Annotated in this window: 16 protein-coding genes; 7 read left to right on the top strand and 9 right to left on the bottom strand. The window is 36.0% G+C overall.

Annotated features, from left to right (window positions below):
* The gene (locus AC0L3Q_RS16240; protein WP_473281033.1) at positions 1-690 is read left to right on the top strand and encodes a response regulator; all 690 of its coding nucleotides are present in this window, start codon (positions 1-3) and stop codon (positions 688-690) included.
* 11 nt (positions 691-701) lie between these two features.
* On the opposite strand, the gene AC0L3Q_RS16235 is transcribed toward AC0L3Q_RS16240, so the two are convergent.
* Complete coding sequence (locus AC0L3Q_RS16235) at positions 702-1529, bottom strand: type IV pili methyl-accepting chemotaxis transducer N-terminal domain-containing protein (protein WP_473281031.1); 828 nt, start codon at positions 1527-1529, stop codon at positions 702-704.
* A 380-nt stretch (positions 1530-1909) separates the two neighbouring features.
* Between AC0L3Q_RS16235 and AC0L3Q_RS16230 the strand changes: the two genes are divergently transcribed.
* The 4 genes from AC0L3Q_RS16230 to AC0L3Q_RS16215 are packed head-to-tail and all read left to right on the top strand — an operon-like array spanning position 1910 to position 6182.
* On the top strand, positions 1910-3313 hold the full coding sequence (locus tag AC0L3Q_RS16230; protein ID WP_473281029.1) for a CmpA/NrtA family ABC transporter substrate-binding protein: 1404 nt from the start codon (positions 1910-1912) through the stop codon (positions 3311-3313).
* A gap of 60 nt (positions 3314-3373) precedes the next feature.
* Positions 3374-4471, top strand: coding sequence for an ABC transporter permease (locus AC0L3Q_RS16225; RefSeq protein ID WP_473281027.1), 1098 nt, complete (start codon positions 3374-3376; stop codon positions 4469-4471).
* Positions 4472-4481: 10 nt separating this feature from the next.
* Positions 4482-5345 carry an ABC transporter ATP-binding protein gene (locus tag AC0L3Q_RS16220; protein WP_473281025.1) on the top strand — a complete coding sequence of 288 codons (864 nt, stop codon included), beginning with the start codon at positions 4482-4484 and terminating at the stop codon, positions 5343-5345.
* Between the two features lie 15 nt (positions 5346-5360).
* Complete coding sequence (locus AC0L3Q_RS16215; protein WP_473281023.1) at positions 5361-6182, top strand: ABC transporter ATP-binding protein; 822 nt, start codon at positions 5361-5363, stop codon at positions 6180-6182.
* Positions 6183-6487: 305 nt separating this feature from the next.
* Here the strand turns inward: AC0L3Q_RS16215 and AC0L3Q_RS16210 are convergent, their stop codons facing one another.
* From AC0L3Q_RS16210 to AC0L3Q_RS16175, 8 genes are read right to left on the bottom strand one after another with little or no spacing between them, the layout of a single operon-like run.
* Positions 6488-8272: a cytochrome c biogenesis protein gene (locus AC0L3Q_RS16210; RefSeq protein ID WP_473281021.1), complete on the bottom strand. Its 1785-nt coding sequence runs from the start codon at positions 8270-8272 to the stop codon at positions 6488-6490.
* Positions 8269-9672 carry a cytochrome c biogenesis ResB family protein gene (locus AC0L3Q_RS16205; RefSeq protein WP_473281019.1) on the bottom strand — a complete coding sequence of 468 codons (1404 nt, stop codon included), beginning with the start codon at positions 9670-9672 and terminating at the stop codon, positions 8269-8271. The genes AC0L3Q_RS16210 and AC0L3Q_RS16205 overlap by 4 nt, the downstream gene beginning before the upstream one ends.
* A gap of 5 nt (positions 9673-9677) precedes the next feature.
* Positions 9678-10037 carry a hypothetical protein gene (locus AC0L3Q_RS16200; RefSeq protein WP_473281017.1) on the bottom strand — a complete coding sequence of 120 codons (360 nt, stop codon included), beginning with the start codon at positions 10035-10037 and terminating at the stop codon, positions 9678-9680.
* A 12-nt stretch (positions 10038-10049) separates the two neighbouring features.
* The gene (locus AC0L3Q_RS16195) at positions 10050-10772 is read right to left on the bottom strand and encodes a cytochrome c3 family protein (protein ID WP_473281016.1); all 723 of its coding nucleotides are present in this window, start codon (positions 10770-10772) and stop codon (positions 10050-10052) included.
* Positions 10773-10777: 5 nt separating this feature from the next.
* A complete protein-coding gene (locus AC0L3Q_RS16190) occupies positions 10778-11818 on the bottom strand; it encodes a 2Fe-2S iron-sulfur cluster-binding protein (RefSeq protein ID WP_473281014.1) in 1041 nt (346 codons plus the stop codon).
* Between the two features lie 12 nt (positions 11819-11830).
* Positions 11831-12313, bottom strand: coding sequence for a hypothetical protein (locus AC0L3Q_RS16185; RefSeq protein ID WP_473281012.1), 483 nt, complete (start codon positions 12311-12313; stop codon positions 11831-11833).
* Positions 12314-12321: 8 nt separating this feature from the next.
* Positions 12322-13176, bottom strand: a complete 855-nt coding sequence (locus tag AC0L3Q_RS16180; protein ID WP_473281010.1) for a c-type heme family protein — start codon at positions 13174-13176, stop codon at positions 12322-12324.
* Positions 13177-13227: 51 nt separating this feature from the next.
* On the bottom strand, positions 13228-13656 hold the full coding sequence (locus AC0L3Q_RS16175; protein ID WP_473281008.1) for a globin family protein: 429 nt from the start codon (positions 13654-13656) through the stop codon (positions 13228-13230).
* Positions 13657-14187: 531 nt separating this feature from the next.
* Here AC0L3Q_RS16175 and AC0L3Q_RS16170 point away from each other — a divergent pair.
* On the top strand, positions 14188-17706 hold the full coding sequence (locus AC0L3Q_RS16170; protein ID WP_473281007.1) for a molybdopterin-dependent oxidoreductase: 3519 nt from the start codon (positions 14188-14190) through the stop codon (positions 17704-17706).
* Positions 17707-17708: 2 nt separating this feature from the next.
* A complete protein-coding gene (locus AC0L3Q_RS16165; RefSeq protein ID WP_473281005.1) occupies positions 17709-19154 on the top strand; it encodes a rubredoxin in 1446 nt (481 codons plus the stop codon).
* The last annotated feature ends 85 nt before the right edge of the window (positions 19155-19239 follow it).

The raw sequence follows: 19239 nt of genomic DNA, 5'->3' as shown, positions 1-19239 counted from the left end.
ATGGTTAAAATAGTTTTAGTAGACGACCATTTTATGGTAAGAGATGGGATTCGTGCCATCCTTGAAGAAGAGGATTTATACGAAGTGGTTGGCGAAGCCGCCAATGGTTCCGAAGCTCTTACTCTAATTAACTCCTTACAGCCGGATATTGCCATCTGTGATATCCGAATGCCAGAAATGTCGGGTATTGATATGGTGCAACAAATGGTGTCGAAGGAATTGCCTACCAAAACTATTATGTTATCTATGCACGACTCAGATGAATACATTTTGCAATCTATTAATGCCGGAGCAGATGGATATTTGTTGAAAGGTGCCAGTAAAGAAGAGTTCCTTAAGGCGCTTACCGTGGTTAGCAATGGTGAAAAGTACTTTAGCGGTGATGTTTCTTCTATTCTTGTTAAAAAGATCAAATCCGAAGGTATTGTGGGTACTACTCAAGCTGTAGAAAGTGAAACGCCCTCGAATATGTCTGACAAAGCGGATAATAATCCTTTTGATCTTACCAAAAGAGAGCGCCAGATTCTGCAGTTGGCGATATCTGGTAAAACAAATAAAGATATTGCAGAAGAGCTTAATATTAGTAAACGTACTATAGAAGTGCATCGATTTAATTTAATGAAAAAAATGGGTGTCAAAAATGTGCTTGAGTTAAGTAATAAGGCCAGGTCTTATGGTCTGATTTCTTAGAAACTCCATATTTATTTTCCCGCTATTACTTCATAAGTTCCTGTAATTTTATTGAAACTTTTGGTTAGGTCGTTAGTAGTGTTGTATACCTCTTCAAGAGGAAATCCACCATCCAGAAAAGATCGTTTATTTAATTGAAATTTTTCCCAAACAGACATTACTAATCCCAATTCTTCTTCAATTTCAGAATTATTATAACTACTAATTAACAAATCTCCTATTACACTATCGAATTCATCAAATACAGAAGTCAATGTTCTTCTGAATTCTGTCTTTTTATCAACAAACATGGTGAGTCCTGTATAATACAAGCATAATCGTTGCGAAAGCATACGTTGTTTACCAGATACATTAATAGTATTTGTTAACTCTTGACTCTTGTTTTTGAAAAATTGATTACTATAATTTGAACTCGCTTCTATACTAAGTACTAGATCATGACAAGCTTTCAATAATCTAGTGTTAAGATTCATAATCTGCAAAGAAGTGGCAGTACTAGGAGCAGACTCAATAAGTGGTTTAAACTCTGTCCAGATCTTTTGAACATTCTTAATAGATAATTTTACAGCCGATCCGGTAGCATTTTGATTGAGAATGGAAAGCTGTTTTTCAAATATAAATTTACTTGAGTTCAATTCCTTTTTAATGCTTTCGTTAACAATGCCTTTTGAAATAAGTAAATACGCTTTGGACATCTTCTGGGAAAGCATTCGTTGTTTACCAGAGACATTAATGGCCTTGTTGTAGGTGATTGATCCAAAGTTTTGAGATTGAGAAAAAAGAAACAATGGGGATATCAATGTCATTAATAGAACAATACATAAAATTTTCGTTTTCATAAGCAGTAATTTAATTTAAGGGTTATAGCTTTTTTAAGTAGTAGTACTTATTTTTTATAAGGTAAGTAAAGACTGATGTCTTTGTCAGAATTTGGAGGCAAATTAGGAATTTATCTTCAGATATCTTGATGTGATAACCGCAGTATTTTTACGCAAATAGCTTATTTGTAATGTTTTATAAATTAGCTCTACTTCTGTTTTTAAAGATGTATAATTTTTCAAAGTTAAAATTATTGAATCTGCAATTAATGATATTGATAATTTATATATACGTAATAATTTGTTAAATACTTATTTTTTAAAATTAAATTTACTTTTAAATAAGTAATAATACTTAGTTTTGACATGTTCTATTAGCGAATTTCACAAAACACAGAGTTATGAAAAAATTACATGTCAATATTATGATGCTTGCTGTAGCCATGTTTATGGTAGCATGCGGAGGTAAAAAAGAAAAAAGTATTGCAGCTAGTGATACTAGTGAAAAGGAAACTTCTTCCGAATTACTTATAGAGAAACCTCAATTAACATTTGGATTCATTAAACTAACGGATATGGCACCATTGGCCATCGCCAAAGAAAAAGGGTTCTTTGAAGACGAGGGACTTTTTGTATCGGTAGAGGCACAATCTAACTGGAAAAATGTTTTGGATCGTGTAATAGATGGACAATTAGATGGGTCGCATATGCTTGCTGGTCAACCTATTGCTGCTGGAGCTGGATTTGGAAGACAGGCAGAATTGGTAACTCCGTTTTCTATGGATTTAAATGGAAACGGGATTACGGTATCTAATGATGTTTGGTCAAAAATGAAACCTAACGTACCCGCGGATGAAGACGGGAAACCAATTCACCCTATTTCTGCAAAGGCGTTAAAACCTGTAATCGATGGGTATAAGAATGATGGAAAACCATTTAAAATGGGAATGGTATTTCCAGTATCTACACACAACTACGAGATCCGTTATTGGTTGGCGGCTGCAGGGATTCACCCGGGGATGTATTCAAAAGATAATATACAAGGACAGATAGATGCGGATGTATTACTTTCTGTTACTCCACCACCGCAAATGCCAGCAACTCTTGAAGCTGGAACTATTTATGGATATTGTGTAGGAGAGCCTTGGAACCAACAAGCGGTTTTCAAAGGTATTGGAGTGCCAGTAACTACAAACTATGATATCTGGAAGAATAACCCGGAAAAGGTATTTGTAATGACTAAGAAGTTTATTGAGAAATATCCTAATACAGCTGTAGCTGTAACTAAGGCATTAATTAGAGCAGGTAAGTGGTTAGACGCTCCTGGAAATCGCAAAGAAGCAGTTAAAATTCTGTCCATGCCTGAGTATGTAGGAGCAGACGAAGTGGTACTTGCAAATTCTATGACAGGAACTTTTGAGTTCGAAAAAGGAGATAAAAGACAAATGCCTGATTTTAATGTGTTCTACAGATATGATGCTACCTATCCTTTTTACTCTGATGGCATCTGGTTCTTAACACAAATGAGACGTTGGGGTCAAATACCGGAAAGTAAGCCTGCAGAGTGGTATCACGAAAAAATCAAAGAAATCTACAGACCAGATATTTGGACCAAAGCGGCAAATCTATTGGTAGAGGAAGGGCATTTGGAAGCTTCAGAATTACCAAAAACAGATGGGTATAAGCCAGCTACTGCCGATTTTATAGATGGGAAAACGTATGATGCCAAAGATCCGGTAGGATACATCAACAGCTTTTCAATAGGAAATAAAGAAAACAGCAAAGGAGTAACAAGTGTCCAATAATAAAAAGGAGCTTCGGCTCTTTTTATTTTCCTTCAGAAGAAAACATTAAAAATAAGACGGATGAAAGATAAATCGATTCATATACTGAATTTTGTAGGACTAGGATTTTTTGAACCTGCAATACGTTTGGCTGCTGGAGAAGAGGTCAAGAAAAATATAATTGCACTGCTTAAAAAGGTTTTATTACCTGTAGTGTCTGTTGGGTTATTTCTTATTCTTTGGCACTCTGGAGCAACGTATTTGTATAATGTTGAGAAAGATGCCCGAATCGAGAAAGCTTTGGCAGATAGAGGAGAAGCAGCTGCTTTGGAAATGGAAACTTGTATAGATTCTGGTGATATCAGTTGTCAACCAAATACATTACCGTCTCCTGCCCAAGTTTGGACTGCCTATAAGTCTTTATTGGTAGATCATAGAGTGATTTCAGAGAAAAAAGATGCTTTTTCTGAAAAAGTTGCGGCCACCAATGCTAAGAGAAAAGCTCAGGGATTGGCACCGATCAAATATACGGGTAGACCTTCTTTTGTGGATCAGATTTTTACCAGTTTAAAAACCGTGTTTGCTGGTTTCTTGTTAGCGTTTTTGATAGCAGTACCTATTGGTATCATGTTAGGATTAAGTGCTACATTGCGATCCTCAGTAAACTGGCTGATACAGATTTTTAAACCAGTATCTCCTGTAGTATGGTTGTTGTTGGTCTTTATGATCGTTAAAACACTGACAAAGAATTCGGATTCTGATAGTTCTTTCATTATTTCATTTATAAGTGTAGGCTTGTGTTCTATGTGGGCAACTCTGGTCAATACAAGTATGGGAGTGTCATCTGTAGATAAAGACTATATCAATGTAGCCAAAGTGTTACAGTTAAGTGTTGGGCAAAAAGTTTTTAAAATCATACTACCATCATCTTTTCCGTTGATTTTTACAGGACTACGTATCACGCTTTCTGTAGCTTGGATGGTACTTATCGCAATCGAGTTATTAGCACAGAGTCCTGGATTAGGATCTTTCGTTTGGGAAGAGTTTCAGAATGGAGCCAATGACTCTAATTCAAAGATTATCGTAGCTATGTTTGTTATCGGGATCATTGGATTCTTGTTGGATCGCCTAATGTTGACGATTCAGAAGTTTGTGACATTTACAGAAGAAACCGCATAATCTTATTGTTATGGCGTATATAGAATTAAGAAATGTATCCAAATCATTTGGTACAGGTAAAGATAGAACAGAAGTCCTGTCTAATATCAATCTTGAAATAGAAGAAGGAGAGTTTGTAGCCATTGTTGGGTTTACCGGAAGTGGAAAGACAACTTTAATCAATTTGATTTCAGGATTAATGATGCCAGACGAAGGGCAAGTGTTATTCAAAGGAGAACCAGTTACAGGTCCTAGCCACGAACGTGGAGTAATCTTTCAGAATTATTCGTTACTTCCTTGGTTAAATGTGAGGAATAATGTTGGGATGGCGGTAAAAGAAGCGTTTAAGAAGATGACCAAAAAAGATCGCTCCAAAAGGGTAGAGGATTATGTAGAGATGGTAAATCTTTCTCCTGCGATCAATAAGCTTCCAAAGGAGCTATCAGGAGGAATGCGGCAACGAGTTTCGGTAACTAGAGCTTTATCAATGAGCCCGGATGTGATTCTTATGGATGAGCCGCTAAGTGCTTTGGATGCTTTAACAAGAGGGAATCTACAACAGGAAATTCTAAAAATTTGGAATCAGGATAAAAAAACCGCGCTACTTATCACCAACGATGTAGACGAAGGTATTTTGATGGCGGATCGTATCATTCCGTTAAAACCTGGTCCAAAAGCAACCTTAGGTCCAGAATACAAAATCAATCTGGAACGTCCTAGAGATAAGACCGCTTTAAATCACAATGAAGAATATAAAAAACTTCGAAATGGTATCATGGAGTATCTGATCCAAATAGGAGAGCAAAGAGCTTCGAAAAAAGAGAATACTTACACATTACCAGATATCAGTCCAAAAATTAGATTTAAGCCTTTTAGTAAAATTAGTTTTAGCTAAACAAAAGAATGTAGCATGGAAACACTAGAGAAAAATAGCATAAGACGAACAGATAATGGGCTGTTTGAAGACAAATATATGTTGGATATATCAAAGCTTACAAAGATTTATCCAACTCCAAAAGGAGACTATGTGGTATTGGATGATCTGGATCTTAAAATTAAACATGAGGAGTTCATTTCCATCATAGGTCATTCTGGTTGTGGAAAATCTACGTTGCTTACCATGATCGCTGGTTTAAATCCAATTTCTAGAGGTACTATAGTAGTTAATAACCAAACTGTTCGTGGTCCTGGTCCTGACCGAGGAGTGATCTTTCAGTCACCAAGCCTTTTGCCATGGATGACTGCATACGAAAATGTAATGCTAGGAGTAAAACAAGTTTTTGCCCACGGGACCAAAAAAGATCGGGATGATATTGTTAAATATTATCTGGCAAAGGTGGGACTTGAGGATGCCATGCACAAAAAGGCAAAGGAATTATCTCAGGGAATGCAACAACGTGTCGGAATCGCTCGAGCATTTGCTATCAAACCCAAAGTATTGTTACTGGATGAACCTTTTGGTATGCTAGATTCTTTAACAAGAGGAGAGCTACAAGATGTGCTTATAGAAGTGTGGAATCAGGAAAAGATTACAGCTATTATGATTACTCATGATGTTGATGAATCTATATTTTTGGCAGATCGGGTAATTATGATGACCAGTGGGCCAAGAGCCAAGGTGGGAGATATTCTTGAAATTGATTTTGAAAGACCTCGCTTACGAAAAGATGTTTTGGATCATCCAGATTACTATAAGTATCGCGAGCATTTGATTAACTTTTTGGAACACTAGCATTGATCAGCTAATAAATTTCTTTACTTATTTTTTTACTAAAATTTTCCCCCTTTCTTATACTATTTAAGTATTATTGGTATATTTAGAATAGAATTGGGGGAATATTTGTATTTAGAGCCGTACACATTTATATTTTTGGATATAAATAGTCTCTTGCACCTAAATATCAAATCTACCCTAGATAGCATTAAATAGACAATAATAACGATACTATTTTTTACCTGATAACATAAAAATATTTCAAAATTTAGTGTTGAAACCTTAAAGAACAAAGTAGCTTTAAGTGTTTCTTGTGTTGCCGGTTACAATTTTATTGTAACCGGTTTTTTGTGTCTTTTGATAAGATAAGGGAGTAGGGATATGGTAACGAATACTATTAATATCACAAAAATCCAATTGGGTATAGGAAAGGCATCTCCTTTGGCATACGAATGCAGGCCAGATAGGTAATAATTTACCCCAAAAAATGTCATTAGTATAGATGCTATTGAAAATAGCGAACAAACATTATAGATGTAGATATAGTTTTTTGGAAATATAATTCTGATGTGTAACACAAAAGAATAAATGATAATGCTTATTAAGGCCCAGGTTTCCTTAGGATCCCATCCCCAATACCTGCCCCAGGATTCGTTTGCCCAGATACCACCCAAAAAAGTTCCGATGGTTAACATAAAAAGACCAATGGTAGAGGTAATTTGATTGATGTCTGTAAGTCTTTGGATTGAAGCATTTATGGCATCCTTTCGTATTGAGGGAATAGAAGCCAATGAAAGTAGTGTCAGCGTTATAAATGAAAGTAACGAACTTAATCCCAAAAAACCATAGCTTCCTGTAATTACTGCTACATGAATAAGCAGCCAATAGGATTTTAGAACGGGCACAAGGTTGGTGATTTCAGGATTCATTAGGCTTCCATGTGCGATACCTAGTAAACAAGTTGCTATAATACAAGATACCGCTGCTGTAAATAGATCTGCTTTAGAAAAAAACAAACCTGCAAGAAGTGTAATCCATGATATAAAAATTGAAGCTTCGTAACCATTGGTCCAAGGAGCATGACCAGAAATATACCACCTCAAAATTAACCCGAAGCCTTGGTAGCAAAATAGTATAAATAGGAATATTAATAAAGTGTTATTGATCCATTGCAAGTGTTTGGTTTTTTCTTGAATGAAAATGTCAACGAAGGCAAATACCAAAAGTATTACACCTAAAAGGGAGTAACCAATAAGACAAAAAAGGAAAAGTGGATGATCATTATACCAGATTTCCCAATTTACTTTTGAAATGGAGATCAAATGACTTTTTGCCTTTTGTTGCTGAAACCCCTTCACTAACTGAATCGTTTCATTGGCATCGAACCAATTTTGTTGTTCGATACTTTCTTGAAGTTGATTAAAATATTTTTTTGAAAAATTGAGAAAAAGAATAGCATCTTCTTGTTCAAAAAGTACCTCTTTATTAGCGGGAGAGTACCATCTGTTGTCAGGGTCATTGTTTTTGGGGAAAATCCTCAGGAAATGACCGCCAAAAATCCCTAGAGAAATGTTGATGCGTTCGTCGATTTTGATGATTTCTTTATCAAATGTAGTTCTCTTTCCGGGAGCTTTGCTGTACGCATGATCAACAAATGACTTTATTTTGTAATTTCCGGAAAAGTCAAAAAATTGAGAAGGAGAAGTATATCCGTTTTGATTTATTTTTAGTTCTTTTTCTAAGGTGTGTATGACTTTTTTGTTGATTTTAATGTATTCGAGAAGCTGCCAGGAGTCTGGTTTAAACTGCATCCCCAAAAACACTTGAACAGGAGATAGTTTTTGTTTTTCATTGTTATCGTTGCTATAGCTAAAACTGCTTTTTCCATGTGTTTTTCTCAAAAGTTCTAATGCTAATGTGTGGATAGGCTTAATTCTGCCCTGAAAATCTTGAACTTGAAGGGTTGAGAACAATTTTGCGTGATCTGGATCTATGTGTTGTCTCTCTATTAATTCCAGAGGGGTTAAACTATGCAGTTGTTGTGCCACTCCAACAGTACTAGAGATCAAAAATGATAAGAAAATATATGTAAAAACTAATGCTCTCAATTTTTCTGTTTTATGGTGGTGAGTATAGTGCCAAAGTGAGTGCTTTTCCATAATAGAGAACATAGCATTCCGGCACCTAGCATTGCGTATCCGATATAAGTAATCAAGGTTCCCCAGTAATCGTGATTTACCGACAGAATAGTTCCTAATTCGTCTGGAGTATATGCAGATTGAAAAAACCGATACCCTTTATGATTGAGCACATTATTCATAAAGATGGTATACTCAAAAGAAGAGGTGTTGTCTTTGATCTCCAGGTTGCTATAAAAAGCAGAGGGGCTATCTGATCCAGGATATCGCTCCAGAGTAAAATCTGAAAGATAAAGCGAAAACGGAAGCTTAATTATTTTTGATCCATATCTGAGGCGTAAGTGAATCCCATTAATATAGGTGCTTAATGGTGAATTTACGTAACCTGGACCTCCAATAAGTGTGATTTCTTTTGTTTTGTTTTCTGAAGAAAGCTCCAAAACAACTGCAGACTCTTCATTTTTTTTATCGCTATTCCGTTCAGTAGAAATTAGTTTTTTCTCTGTGTTCTCAACGATTTCATTGAATACAAAAGAAGTTCCGTTGCTATTATTTAGTACCTTAAATTGTAAAGGAATCAAACTATCGATAGGATACGTGCCTGATTTGTTTGCGATCATGTCAAAATAATCAGTTGTTTTTGGGTATTTAATATGCCATTGGTTGCTTTCTTTTTTGATTACAATATCATCTGCCAATGTGTTTTCGGAGTCGAAAGAAATAGGGATACCATGGATCGTTTCCCGAGTTCCCTGAGTCACATAGAAATCCTTTCTTTCTTGGTCTTTTGAGATGACGAGATGTAGATGTATCTTTCCCGATTGTACATTTTCTAGCACGTACTTTGCTCTTGGAATGAACTTCTTTAATTGTATCTTGATTTGTGAATTGCCAATGTCTATATTTTCATTCAATTTATTGGTGCCAAGCTCGCTCATCAGTAAGGGATTACTGATAAAATTTTTGGTAGTGATTCCATCACTCGCCTGGACCTGTAGATAATTGTCTACAGAAATCATCTCGTCATTGGTTTCGCCTTCTCTGATGTTTATCAAGGCTTCATATCCTCTATACCTGGTTACACCTGCTCCAAGTATGATAATGATAAACGCAAAGTGAAATAAAAAAATAGGTGCTTTTTGCCAGCTCAAGAGGTTGTATTTGTAAATATTTCCAACAAAATTGGCTCCTAGTAATAAAATCAAAATTTCAAACCATTTTGCATTATAGATTAAAGCCTTGGCTGTTTCTGTGTTGTAGTCATTTTCTATAAACGTGGCTACTGCCATAGCTATGGCTAAAACAAGTAATAAAACGCCAGTTACTTTATTTGAAAACAATAGGTTAAGGAATCGCTTTGCAACATTCATTGTATCTATTTCTTCATTCCTGTTGCGACCCATTTTTTGATCAATTCGATATCGCAGCTATCGATTTTTACTCCCTTTCGGTAGGGCATTGCAATGTATCCCTCTTGGTGAGCGATAGAACCTACCAACTGTCCGCTTGTTCCCATTGCCTTTAAGCTTTCGTAAGAGAAAATTTTAACTCTTGATGCCTTCTCTTTATAGACATCTTCTGCATGACATAGATAACACTGGGTTTCTATTAGAGATGCGATTTGTGAGGTGTAAGTTATTTGATCAGGGATTGGGCAAGAAGGAGTATTGTTGCAACCAATCGTGAGTGAGAGTGTGCCTATGAGCAGATAGCGAAGTGATTTTTCTTTTTTCATACAAAAATGTTGTTACTTGATATCTATATATTTCTTCTTTAATGCTAACCACTGTTCTTCAGATAAAGGCTGGTGGGTCTTTTTATCAGAAAATGGATCAATGCCTCCTTGCAAATAATTTCGGATTTTTTCGAGGGGAATAGTGTCCTTCATTTTGATAGCAACCTGATATACGTGGTTACCATGAAAGTCATGACATTGAAGACAAGTACTCCATTGTTTTTGGGCAACTAATACATCATGAGGGACGTCTATAGGGTCATTTTTTACCTCCAGATCATAGTGACAGTTCATGCAAAAATTAGCATTTTGTAACACTACTCGGGTGTCATTGTGTTCTCTATGGCAAGTCTCGCATTGGGTAGCGTTAATGTTTGAAATGGCTTCTTTGAATCTAGGTTCTAAAAAACGATGAGTAGGGTGCCTATCGTTGGGGCGATCATGACATTCTAGACATTTTTTGTTATCCACATTTTCTGTTCCGAAATCTGCTTGAGAGTTTCGTATACCAAAGGTGTAGGCGATGTTTGATTGAAATTGTTGCCATAAATTTCCTTTGGCATCAGTATGACAAGTTTCACAGGATAAGCCTTCGTGACCTGTATTAAGAGGGCCTAGGCTTAAAAAGGTTTCAGATTGTTTTAAAGGAAGTATGATGTAGATTACCATTCCGATGCTAATTCCGATTAATGAACCGATATATTGTCTTTTTCGTAAAGGGTTTTTTGAAAACATAGAAATTAATCGTTCATAAAACTTATTCCAACATTCTGTGATCTGGGAAAGCTAATGCAAGTGAGTACTTGGCCTTCTGCTACTTCTTCTTCGGATAAAAGATGTCCATCAATCATTTTGATGTCCCCAGTTACACATTTTGCTTTGCAACTGCTGCACATTCCCGACCGGCAGGAGTAAGGGAGTAGGATGTTATTGGACAATGCCGCTTGAAGTATGGTTTTATCTCCGGGCACCTCAAGACTGTGTTTTTTGTTGTCAAAGTACAAAGTGACATTGCTTACCAAATCTTTGACATTACTTGAAGTGACAAAATCAAATCTAAACGCTTCCAGTTTAATCTTATCCCGAGAAATACCATTATTACCTAATATTTTTTTTGCTTGATCCATAAATCCTTGTGGTCCGCACATCATATACTTTCCTTCAGGAAAACTTAATTCATGCTTTGCTAGCAGCTCTTTGGTGAGTTCTTCATTAAGTAAGTCTTGATGATAATTATGGATTTCTATTTCATTTTTTTCAAGAACATGTTCTACAGCAAAATTGTTTGGGTATAGTTGACTTAAATCTTCCAGATGCTTTTTGAAAATAATCGATCGTTCATCTCTATTGGCATAGATCAATAAGATTGAAGATAAAGGTTCTTTTTCTAGGACGGTTTTAATGATAGAAAAAATAGGGGTGATTCCACTTCCTGCAGCAAATAGAATGTATTTATGCGAAGCACTTTTGTCTGGCTCTACATAAAAGCTACCAGCAGGTTTTTCAATTTCGATTTTTTGACCAGCTTTCAAGGAATTACATATGTAATTAGAAACCAATCCTTCTCTAACCTTTTTTACCGTTATTTTTAAAAACTTATCGGTTACCGGACTACTGCTGAAGGAGTATGCTCTTTTTTCAATTTTGTCTTTTATGGGGATTTTTACCGTTAGAAACTGACCTGCTTTGTATTTGATCTTGTTAAAAAAACTATGATTTTTAAGTACTACGCTTACAGCGTCTTCGGTTTCTGGAATAATCTCTTTGACAGTTAACATCATAATATTCAAATTTTATTCATAGTAAAACACCATACCAATGTGAAACATCGTAATGAATGTGATCACTATTGATAGAGCAACATGGGTAATCATCCAGGATTGGAAAATCCAGTTTTTTTGGCTTTTGATCACATCTAAGTTTATGGTTCCTAAAATCATATTAGTAAAAAAGATATACGATAGAAGAGCGAGATATCCATATCCAAATTCTAAAGCATGTAGATAGAAAAAGATGGGGGAAATTACGCCAATCCATTTGTGTAATTGGGTGTATTTTAAAGAATGAATTCTTAGTTTTTTCGAAACTCTCACTACAGTCAATACCCATTGGAAAGCAATTAGAATTGTGATCAATAGTCCCGACCATCTTTTATAACTTTCGCTTAGTTGTACTGTGTAAAGCCACTCCCATTTTAGATCTAATGCATATTGTAAGATGTACAGAATGAAAAGTAGGATACCTGTATAAAGAAGACTTTGCGTCCTATTTGTCATTCGTTTACTTAATTTAAGTTAGCTGCTATTTTGACATCTTTTTCTGATAACAAAAGCTCAAGAGTTTTGTAAGAGGTTAACTTTCTAACACTGTCTATAAAAACTTCTGCTGTGGGTAGGTAAAAACCTTCTGATGGCCATTTCGTACCAATTTCCGGTTTTGTGCTATCTACCTTGAATTTTGAAATTTCAGCCAGATAAGCGTTGTAGATTGCTTTTGTTCCATTTCTATATGCTTTGACTACGGCAATAGTTTCTTTTAACGAAAGCGAATCAGAAGGGTATTGCCAGGTGGTAGCCCCCATTACATCACCTAGTTTCCAATCTGTTTTGGTGGTGTTTTTATGATCGTTATGACAATTTACGCAGGGAGCAGCAACCGCCAAATCTGCAAACATCGAAGTGTATAGTTTTTGATCTTCTTCGTAGAAATGTTGTGGTTGTTGATCCTTTTTAATTTTCTCAAATAAAGAAGCCTGTTTTCCCTGAAATTTGTTCGATGCGTTAATAGGAAAATCAGAACCCAAATATAATCCAAGTGGGACAGGACTTTTTCTGATGTCGGAAGAAATTCCTCGTAAAAATAACGCCGGTAAAGGTCCAGCCTCTACATCTTCGTCCTGCCAATCCTCGTCAAATTTCAAACCTTGTTTTTTACCTGCTCCTACTATACCTTTAGTGTATAAGGTTCGGGTGACATCGTTTTCTTCGGCAATCATAGTGAGTACTTCCTCTACCTTAAATATTTTATTGGATGTTAAGGAGGATGAAGGCTCTTCAGGAACACCCCCACAGGATGTCAATACTATTGATAAAAATAGAGTTAACTTTGATAGAAGACTTGTTTTTTTTAGAAGATTCATTGTGTGATTGTTTTTGTAGTTAGCTATTTTTCAAATGATGAGCAAGCTGTTTTATGAAACAGTGTCATAGGCTGCACTTTTCATTACGGTAGCCATTGTTGTATAAACATCAACCCAAGCTTGTTTTACTTCCGGAGTGAAGTTTTCTTTTAGGCCAATCTCTAATGTGTCTAATAATGCTGTGCCTACTGTATCGTAATGAGAAGGTTCAACCTTATATTCTACATGTCTTTTTCCTAAGCCTTCAAGAATCGGGACTAGTTTGTCCAATGCTTTTAAACCTGCAACTGCAGAGGCGAGCATGGTCATCAATTTATTTCCTTGTCCCTTCATGGCTTCTTTATTGTCAGAAGGGAATAAATCTTTCAGTGCTGGATCAAGTTCGAAAAGACGGTTGTAGAAAATTTCTGCAGCGGTGTCTGCAATAGGGGCAACTTTACTAAATGAGCTTTGTACTAATTCAATGGTTTCTTTCTTCATGACTATTATGTGTTTTAATTTTATAAGTATAAATACTTAATTGTTGATTAAAAGTATAGAAAGAAAACAATTGAAGCAAATATGATATTTTTAATAAAATGTGTTTTATGGTATGTGAATTAGGTAAAAATGCGTTTAAATTGTTATTTTTGTTTGATTTTTAACTTTTTTATTAAATATTGTCTAATATTGATATTTTGATTTTGAGGCCTTTGTAAAAGTAAGTATTAGTGCTTATTTTTTTATTTTTACGGAAGTGTAAAAAATTAGAGGTGTTTTTTGAGAATTTTTCATGGAGTTATGAAATTGTAAATGTGTGAAGCTTCCAAGTTTTGTTTAATCAATAGTTAGAAAACTGTTTGATTTTTAATTAATAAAGAAGCTTATTTTTTTAGGTATTTATTTTATTTTATCAAACTTTTACCAATTTGATAATTCTATTTTAATTCAGGGTGGTTGTTTGCTGAAAGTTGATTTTTTTTAAGTAATAATACTTAGTTTTGTGGTGATCTATTAGTTTAAGAGACTTATATGGCGTATAAAACTTACAAAACAACCTGTTCTTATTGTGGGGTGGGTTGTGGTATCATTGCAAAAAAAGATCCTAAGGGAGTAATAACAGTTGAGGGAGATAAAGATCATCCCGTTAATCGTGGTATGTTGTGTACCAAAGGGATGAATTTGCATCATGTGGTTCAGGATAAAAGTGATCGAATTTTATATCCTGAGATGAGATGGAGTAAAGGACATGAACGTCAAAAAGTGTCTTGGGACCAGGCAATGGATAGAGCTGCTGCTGTGTTCAGAACGATGATCGATAAATACGGTCCGGATAGTGTTGGTTTTTATGTGTCTGGACAGTGTCTTACCGAAGAATATTATCTGGTAAACAAATTGGCAAAGGGTTTTATAGGAACTAACAATGTAGATACGAATTCGAGATTATGCATGAGTTCTGCCGTAGTTGGTTACAAACAGGCATTAGGAGAAGATAGTGTGCCAATTTCATATCAGGATATTGAGCTTGCGGATTGTTTTATGATTGCTGGAGCAAATCCAGCATGGTGTCATCCTATTCTGTTCAGGAGAATCGAAGCGCACAAAGAAAAAAATCCGGATACCAAAATTATTGTTGTTGATCCGAGAAGAACCCAATCTTGTGATATTGCTGATCTTCATTTGCAGATTCTTCCTGGGACCGACGTGGTATTGTATAATGCTATTGCAAAACGATTGATCGATAAAAGGAAGATTGATAAAAGCTTTATAGCTAACCATACTGATAATTTTGAAGCGCTCAAGGTGTCACTTCAGGATACTAGTCTAAGTGAGGCAGCCAAAATCTGTGGAATTTCAGTAGTAGATATCAAAAAAGCGGCATCTCTTATTAGTAATGCAAAAGGATTTATTACACTTTGGGCGATGGGACTGAATCAAAGTTCTATAGGGGTGAATAAGAACAACGCGCTGCTTAATCTGTCCTTGTTAACCGGGCATATCGGGAAACCAGGCTCAGGTCCTTTTTCCCTTACAGGTCAGCCCAATGCAATGGGAGGAAGAGAAGTAGGAGGTATGGCTAATCTATTAGCAGCTCACAAAGATTTGGCTAATGAAACGCATAGAACCGAGGTGGCAAATTTTTGGGGAGGAAAAGAAATATCTCCTAAACCTGGATTAACCGCTACCGAAATGTTTGATGCTTTGGAAAGTGGTAAATTAAAAGCAGTTTGGATAATTTGTACCAATCCATTGGTGAGTTTGCCTAATGCGAATAAAGTAGAAAAGGCTTTAAAAAATGCAAAGTTTGTGATTGTACAAGATATATCCTATCGATCAGAAACAACAGAATATGCGGATCTTCTCTTACCAGCTGCAGGTTGGGCAGAAAAAGAAGGTACAATGACCAATAGTGAGCGAAGAATTACGTATTTAAATAAGGTAATTGATCCCCCGGGAGATGCACTAGCTGATGCCGAAATTCTTTGGAACTTTGCACGAAAGATGGGGTATCATGGATTTGATTACAACTCCGTTGAAGAGGTGTATAAAGAACATTGTGCGCTAACCAAAGGGACCAATATTGATATTTCTGGATTGAGTTATAGTCGTTTGAAGGGAGAAGGGAGTTTTCAGTGGCCGGTGCCTACAAATAACCATCCAGGAACATCACGTTTGTTTTTGGATAAAAAATTCTACACCGATACGGGGAATGCCAAGTTTGTGGTGCCTCGATTTACAAAACCTACATCAGAGTTGCTTACCGAAAAGCACCCTTTAATTTTAACTACTGGTCGTGTAAGGGATCAGTGGCATACCAGAACCAAGACGGGTAAAGTAAATAGATTACTTACACATATTCCTGATCCTTACCTGGAAATGAATCAGGTAGATGCTTTTTTACGTGAGCTTAAAGATGGGGATGTTGCCGTTGTAGAAAGTAAAAGAGGGAAGGTGCAGGTAAAAATAAAAGTCAGTGATAGTATCAATAGAGGTGTTGTTTTTCTTCCGATGCATTGGGGAAAAGTACTAGGGAATGACTTTGGTAGGGCGAATAATCTTACTACAAGTATTGTAGATCCAATATCCAAAGAGCCTGATTTCAAATTTTCGGCTGTGCAGGTTTCTAAATATATCAAACCAAGACAAAAAATATGTGTTATAGGAGCTGGTACAGCTGCATACCGCTTTATACAAACCTATAGAGAGCATAATAAGGAAGATGAAATCGTGGTGTTTTCAAAAGAGCCTTATCCTTTTTATAATAGAGTGTTGTTGCCAGAGTATGTGAGTGAGGAGTTGAAATGGGAACAACTTCAGAAAATGAGAGAAGGAAGTATGGAGTCTTTGAATGTAACCTTACTTACGGGTAATCCTATCGAAGAAATTAATCGGGAGGAGAAATATATTGTAGATGGTAATGGAGAAAAACATACTTATGATGTGGTGTTGATGGCTACAGGAAGCAGAGCGTTTGTTCCCAAAGAAGTGCCGATTCATCTTCCAGGTAGGTTTACGATGAGAAATAGAGGAGATGCTGATCAATTGAAGAATTATTTGGACGAAACTGGCTTACCAGAAAATCAACAGCATGTTACCATAGTAGGAGGAGGGCTTTTGGGATTAGAATTAGCTGCTGCTCTTCGGAAAAAAGACATTAAGATTACCATTGTGCAACGAGGAAACCGTTTGATGGAGCGTCAATTAGACATTGTAGCGAGTAGGTTATTGGCTGAAGATGTCATAGAAAAAGGGATCCAAATTCATTTTGATAATGAAGTTGATACCGTGTTTAATCTCGAAAAAGGAGATTTGCAGGTCAACTTAAAATCTGGAAAATCATTTAATTGCAATGCAGTAGTGTATTCAATTGGGACTATCCCTAATATTGATTTGGCCAAAAAGATAGGTGTAGATTGCAGACGTGGTATTCTGGTAAATCAGTATTTACAATCTAGCGATCCAAGCATTTTTGCGATTGGAGAAATCGCAGAATTTGAAGGTAATCTGTATGGTATAACTGCTGCCGCTGAGCAACAGGCAGATATTGTCGCCAAATATTTGTTGGGAGATTATGCTGCTATTTACAAAGGTTCCGTGTTTATGAATATTCTGAAGTTTGAGGACCTTGATTTATGTAGTATCGGTAATATCGATATGCCAAAAAATGATCCTCAATATGAAGAGGTAGTTTTTATGGATGTTAGAAAGCGGTTTTACAAAAAGTGTATTGTAAAAGATGATCGACTTCTTGGTGCCATTTTGATGGGAGATAAAAACGAGTTTGCAGATTTTAAGCGTTTGATTGAAGAAAAAATAGAACTCTCTGAAAAGAGAGAAGAACTGCTTCGTTCTGCGCATTCTGGAGAGCCTGTAATCGGTAAGTTGATTTGTTCTTGTAGTCAGGTGGGAGAAGGTAATCTGGAGCAAGTTATAGCTTCTGGATGCTCTAGTTTTGCGGATCTTTGTAATCAAACAGGAGCTGGGTTAGGATGTGGAAGCTGTAAGCCCGAAGTAAAACAGGTGTTGAATGGTATGTTGCAAAATGCATAATTATGGGAGAAAAGGTGTTATTACATAGAATTGATGTAAAAGGTGGTGTATTGTCACCAGTAGAGTTGCAACATATTATAGAATATGCAGAAGAGCTGGGTTTGGATATGTTTCATTTTGGGTCAAGACAGGATATTATTTTCCCATTAAAAGATAAGCAAGGAAATTTAATCAGTGCCCATGCTTCTTTTGATGCTGCTTTTTTTGCGTCAGAGAAGCAACAGAATATCAGTTCTTCATACGTGTCAATGGATGTGCTGAATGCCACAGTTTGGTTAAGAGGGACTACTTATCTGTATATCCTTGAGGAATTCAGGTATACTCCAGGATTAAAGATCAATATTGTTGATCCAAAACAACAAATGGTTCCTTTATTTACAGGGGATTTGAATTTTATAGCCTCAGAACACGAGGATTATTGGTATTTGTTTTTGAAGCTTCCAGGGTGGGAAGAAGTATACTATCCTGCACTTATTTATACCTGGGATATTGCTAAGATTGCAAAAGAAATAGAACGTGTTTATGAAGAGGTGGGTGAAGTAGACGCTCTTTTTCAACAGCTTAATAGTACTGTAAATACCAATAATAGAATCATAGAGAAACCTTTACAAGTACAATTTAGTCCCTTTCCGTATTATGAAGGAATGAATAAAATGGGGATCAGTCAATATTGGTTAGGCTTGTATTGGAGGAATAATCAATACGATCTTAAATTTCTAAAGGCGCTTTGTGAGTTCTGTGTAGAACATAAGATTGGTAAAATATGTCTTACTCCCTGGAAATCCTTTATAATAAAAGGAATACCGCGAGAAAGTAAGCTGACCTTAGAAAAATTATTGGGGCAATTTGGGATCAATGTTCGTCACTCTGCTTTGGAGTTAAATTGGCATTTACCTGTGGATAATACAAAGGCCTTTGATCTTAAGAAGTTTTTAGTTATGAATTTTGATCAAAATGACATTAGTACTTATGGGTTAACTTTTGGCATTACTGCTGATAGAAATCAAAGTCATTATTTTACTTCCATTATGATAGAAGAAAATAAAACATCGCAAAATTTGACAGACTTTGTAGTGAGGCCTACCTATAATGTATTGCATGCCAAAAACTTTGATCCAAATACCAGGAAATATATTGCATATGCCCAGGGTATTGACCAAATGGACTTGCCTGGATTGTTGTTAGAACTTACAAAAACTTATTTCCGAAACCTGGGAGTTCCTTCTTCAGAACAATCTTCAAGTTCTGATGCTAATAAAGAGGTGTTAGAAATAGAAGTATATCAATGTAGTAATTGCCATACGATTTATGATCCATCTGTGGGAGATGTGGTTCAGGAAATCGACGCGGGAGTAGCGTTTGATGATTTGCCTGATGAGTATTGTTGTTCGGTTTGCGAATCCCCGATAACGTATTTTAAAAGCATGATACTGGCGATAAATGCCTAAGGGTGGGTGCTGTTGTTTGTTTTTGGGAAAAAGAATAGTTTTTGCTTTTCTAATTGTTTCTATCTCCAATTTTTAATCGCTATTT

It is taken from the genome of Aquimarina sp. KJ22-3, from assembly GCF_055808215.1.
The sequence above is the reverse complement of the archived record's forward strand: the minus strand, read 5'-3'. Positions and strand labels throughout refer to the sequence as shown.

What these genes read in the sequence shown, in the direction of transcription:
- AC0L3Q_RS16230 (WP_473281029.1), top strand. Translation starts at nt 1,910, where the DNA reads ATGAAAAAATTACATGTCAATATTATGATGCTTGCTGTAGCCATGTTT.
- AC0L3Q_RS16215 (WP_473281023.1), top strand. Translation starts at nt 5,361, where the DNA reads ATGGAAACACTAGAGAAAAATAGCATAAGACGAACAGATAATGGGCTG.
- AC0L3Q_RS16225 (WP_473281027.1), top strand. Translation starts at nt 3,374, where the DNA reads ATGAAAGATAAATCGATTCATATACTGAATTTTGTAGGACTAGGATTT.
- AC0L3Q_RS16190 (WP_473281014.1), bottom strand. Translation starts at nt 11,818, where the DNA reads ATGATGTTAACTGTCAAAGAGATTATTCCAGAAACCGAAGACGCTGTA.
- AC0L3Q_RS16235 (WP_473281031.1), bottom strand. Translation starts at nt 1,529, where the DNA reads ATGAAAACGAAAATTTTATGTATTGTTCTATTAATGACATTGATATCC.
- AC0L3Q_RS16185 (WP_473281012.1), bottom strand. Translation starts at nt 12,313, where the DNA reads ATGACAAATAGGACGCAAAGTCTTCTTTATACAGGTATCCTACTTTTC.
- AC0L3Q_RS16165 (WP_473281005.1), top strand. Translation starts at nt 17,709, where the DNA reads ATGGGAGAAAAGGTGTTATTACATAGAATTGATGTAAAAGGTGGTGTA.
- AC0L3Q_RS16200 (WP_473281017.1), bottom strand. Translation starts at nt 10,037, where the DNA reads ATGAAAAAAGAAAAATCACTTCGCTATCTGCTCATAGGCACACTCTCA.
- AC0L3Q_RS16170 (WP_473281007.1), top strand. Translation starts at nt 14,188, where the DNA reads ATGGCGTATAAAACTTACAAAACAACCTGTTCTTATTGTGGGGTGGGT.
- AC0L3Q_RS16180 (WP_473281010.1), bottom strand. Translation starts at nt 13,176, where the DNA reads ATGAATCTTCTAAAAAAAACAAGTCTTCTATCAAAGTTAACTCTATTT.
- AC0L3Q_RS16195 (WP_473281016.1), bottom strand. Translation starts at nt 10,772, where the DNA reads ATGTTTTCAAAAAACCCTTTACGAAAAAGACAATATATCGGTTCATTA.
- AC0L3Q_RS16205 (WP_473281019.1), bottom strand. Translation starts at nt 9,672, where the DNA reads ATGAATGTTGCAAAGCGATTCCTTAACCTATTGTTTTCAAATAAAGTA.
- AC0L3Q_RS16220 (WP_473281025.1), top strand. Translation starts at nt 4,482, where the DNA reads ATGGCGTATATAGAATTAAGAAATGTATCCAAATCATTTGGTACAGGT.
- AC0L3Q_RS16175 (WP_473281008.1), bottom strand. Translation starts at nt 13,656, where the DNA reads ATGAAGAAAGAAACCATTGAATTAGTACAAAGCTCATTTAGTAAAGTT.
- AC0L3Q_RS16240 (WP_473281033.1), top strand. Translation starts at nt 1, where the DNA reads ATGGTTAAAATAGTTTTAGTAGACGACCATTTTATGGTAAGAGATGGG.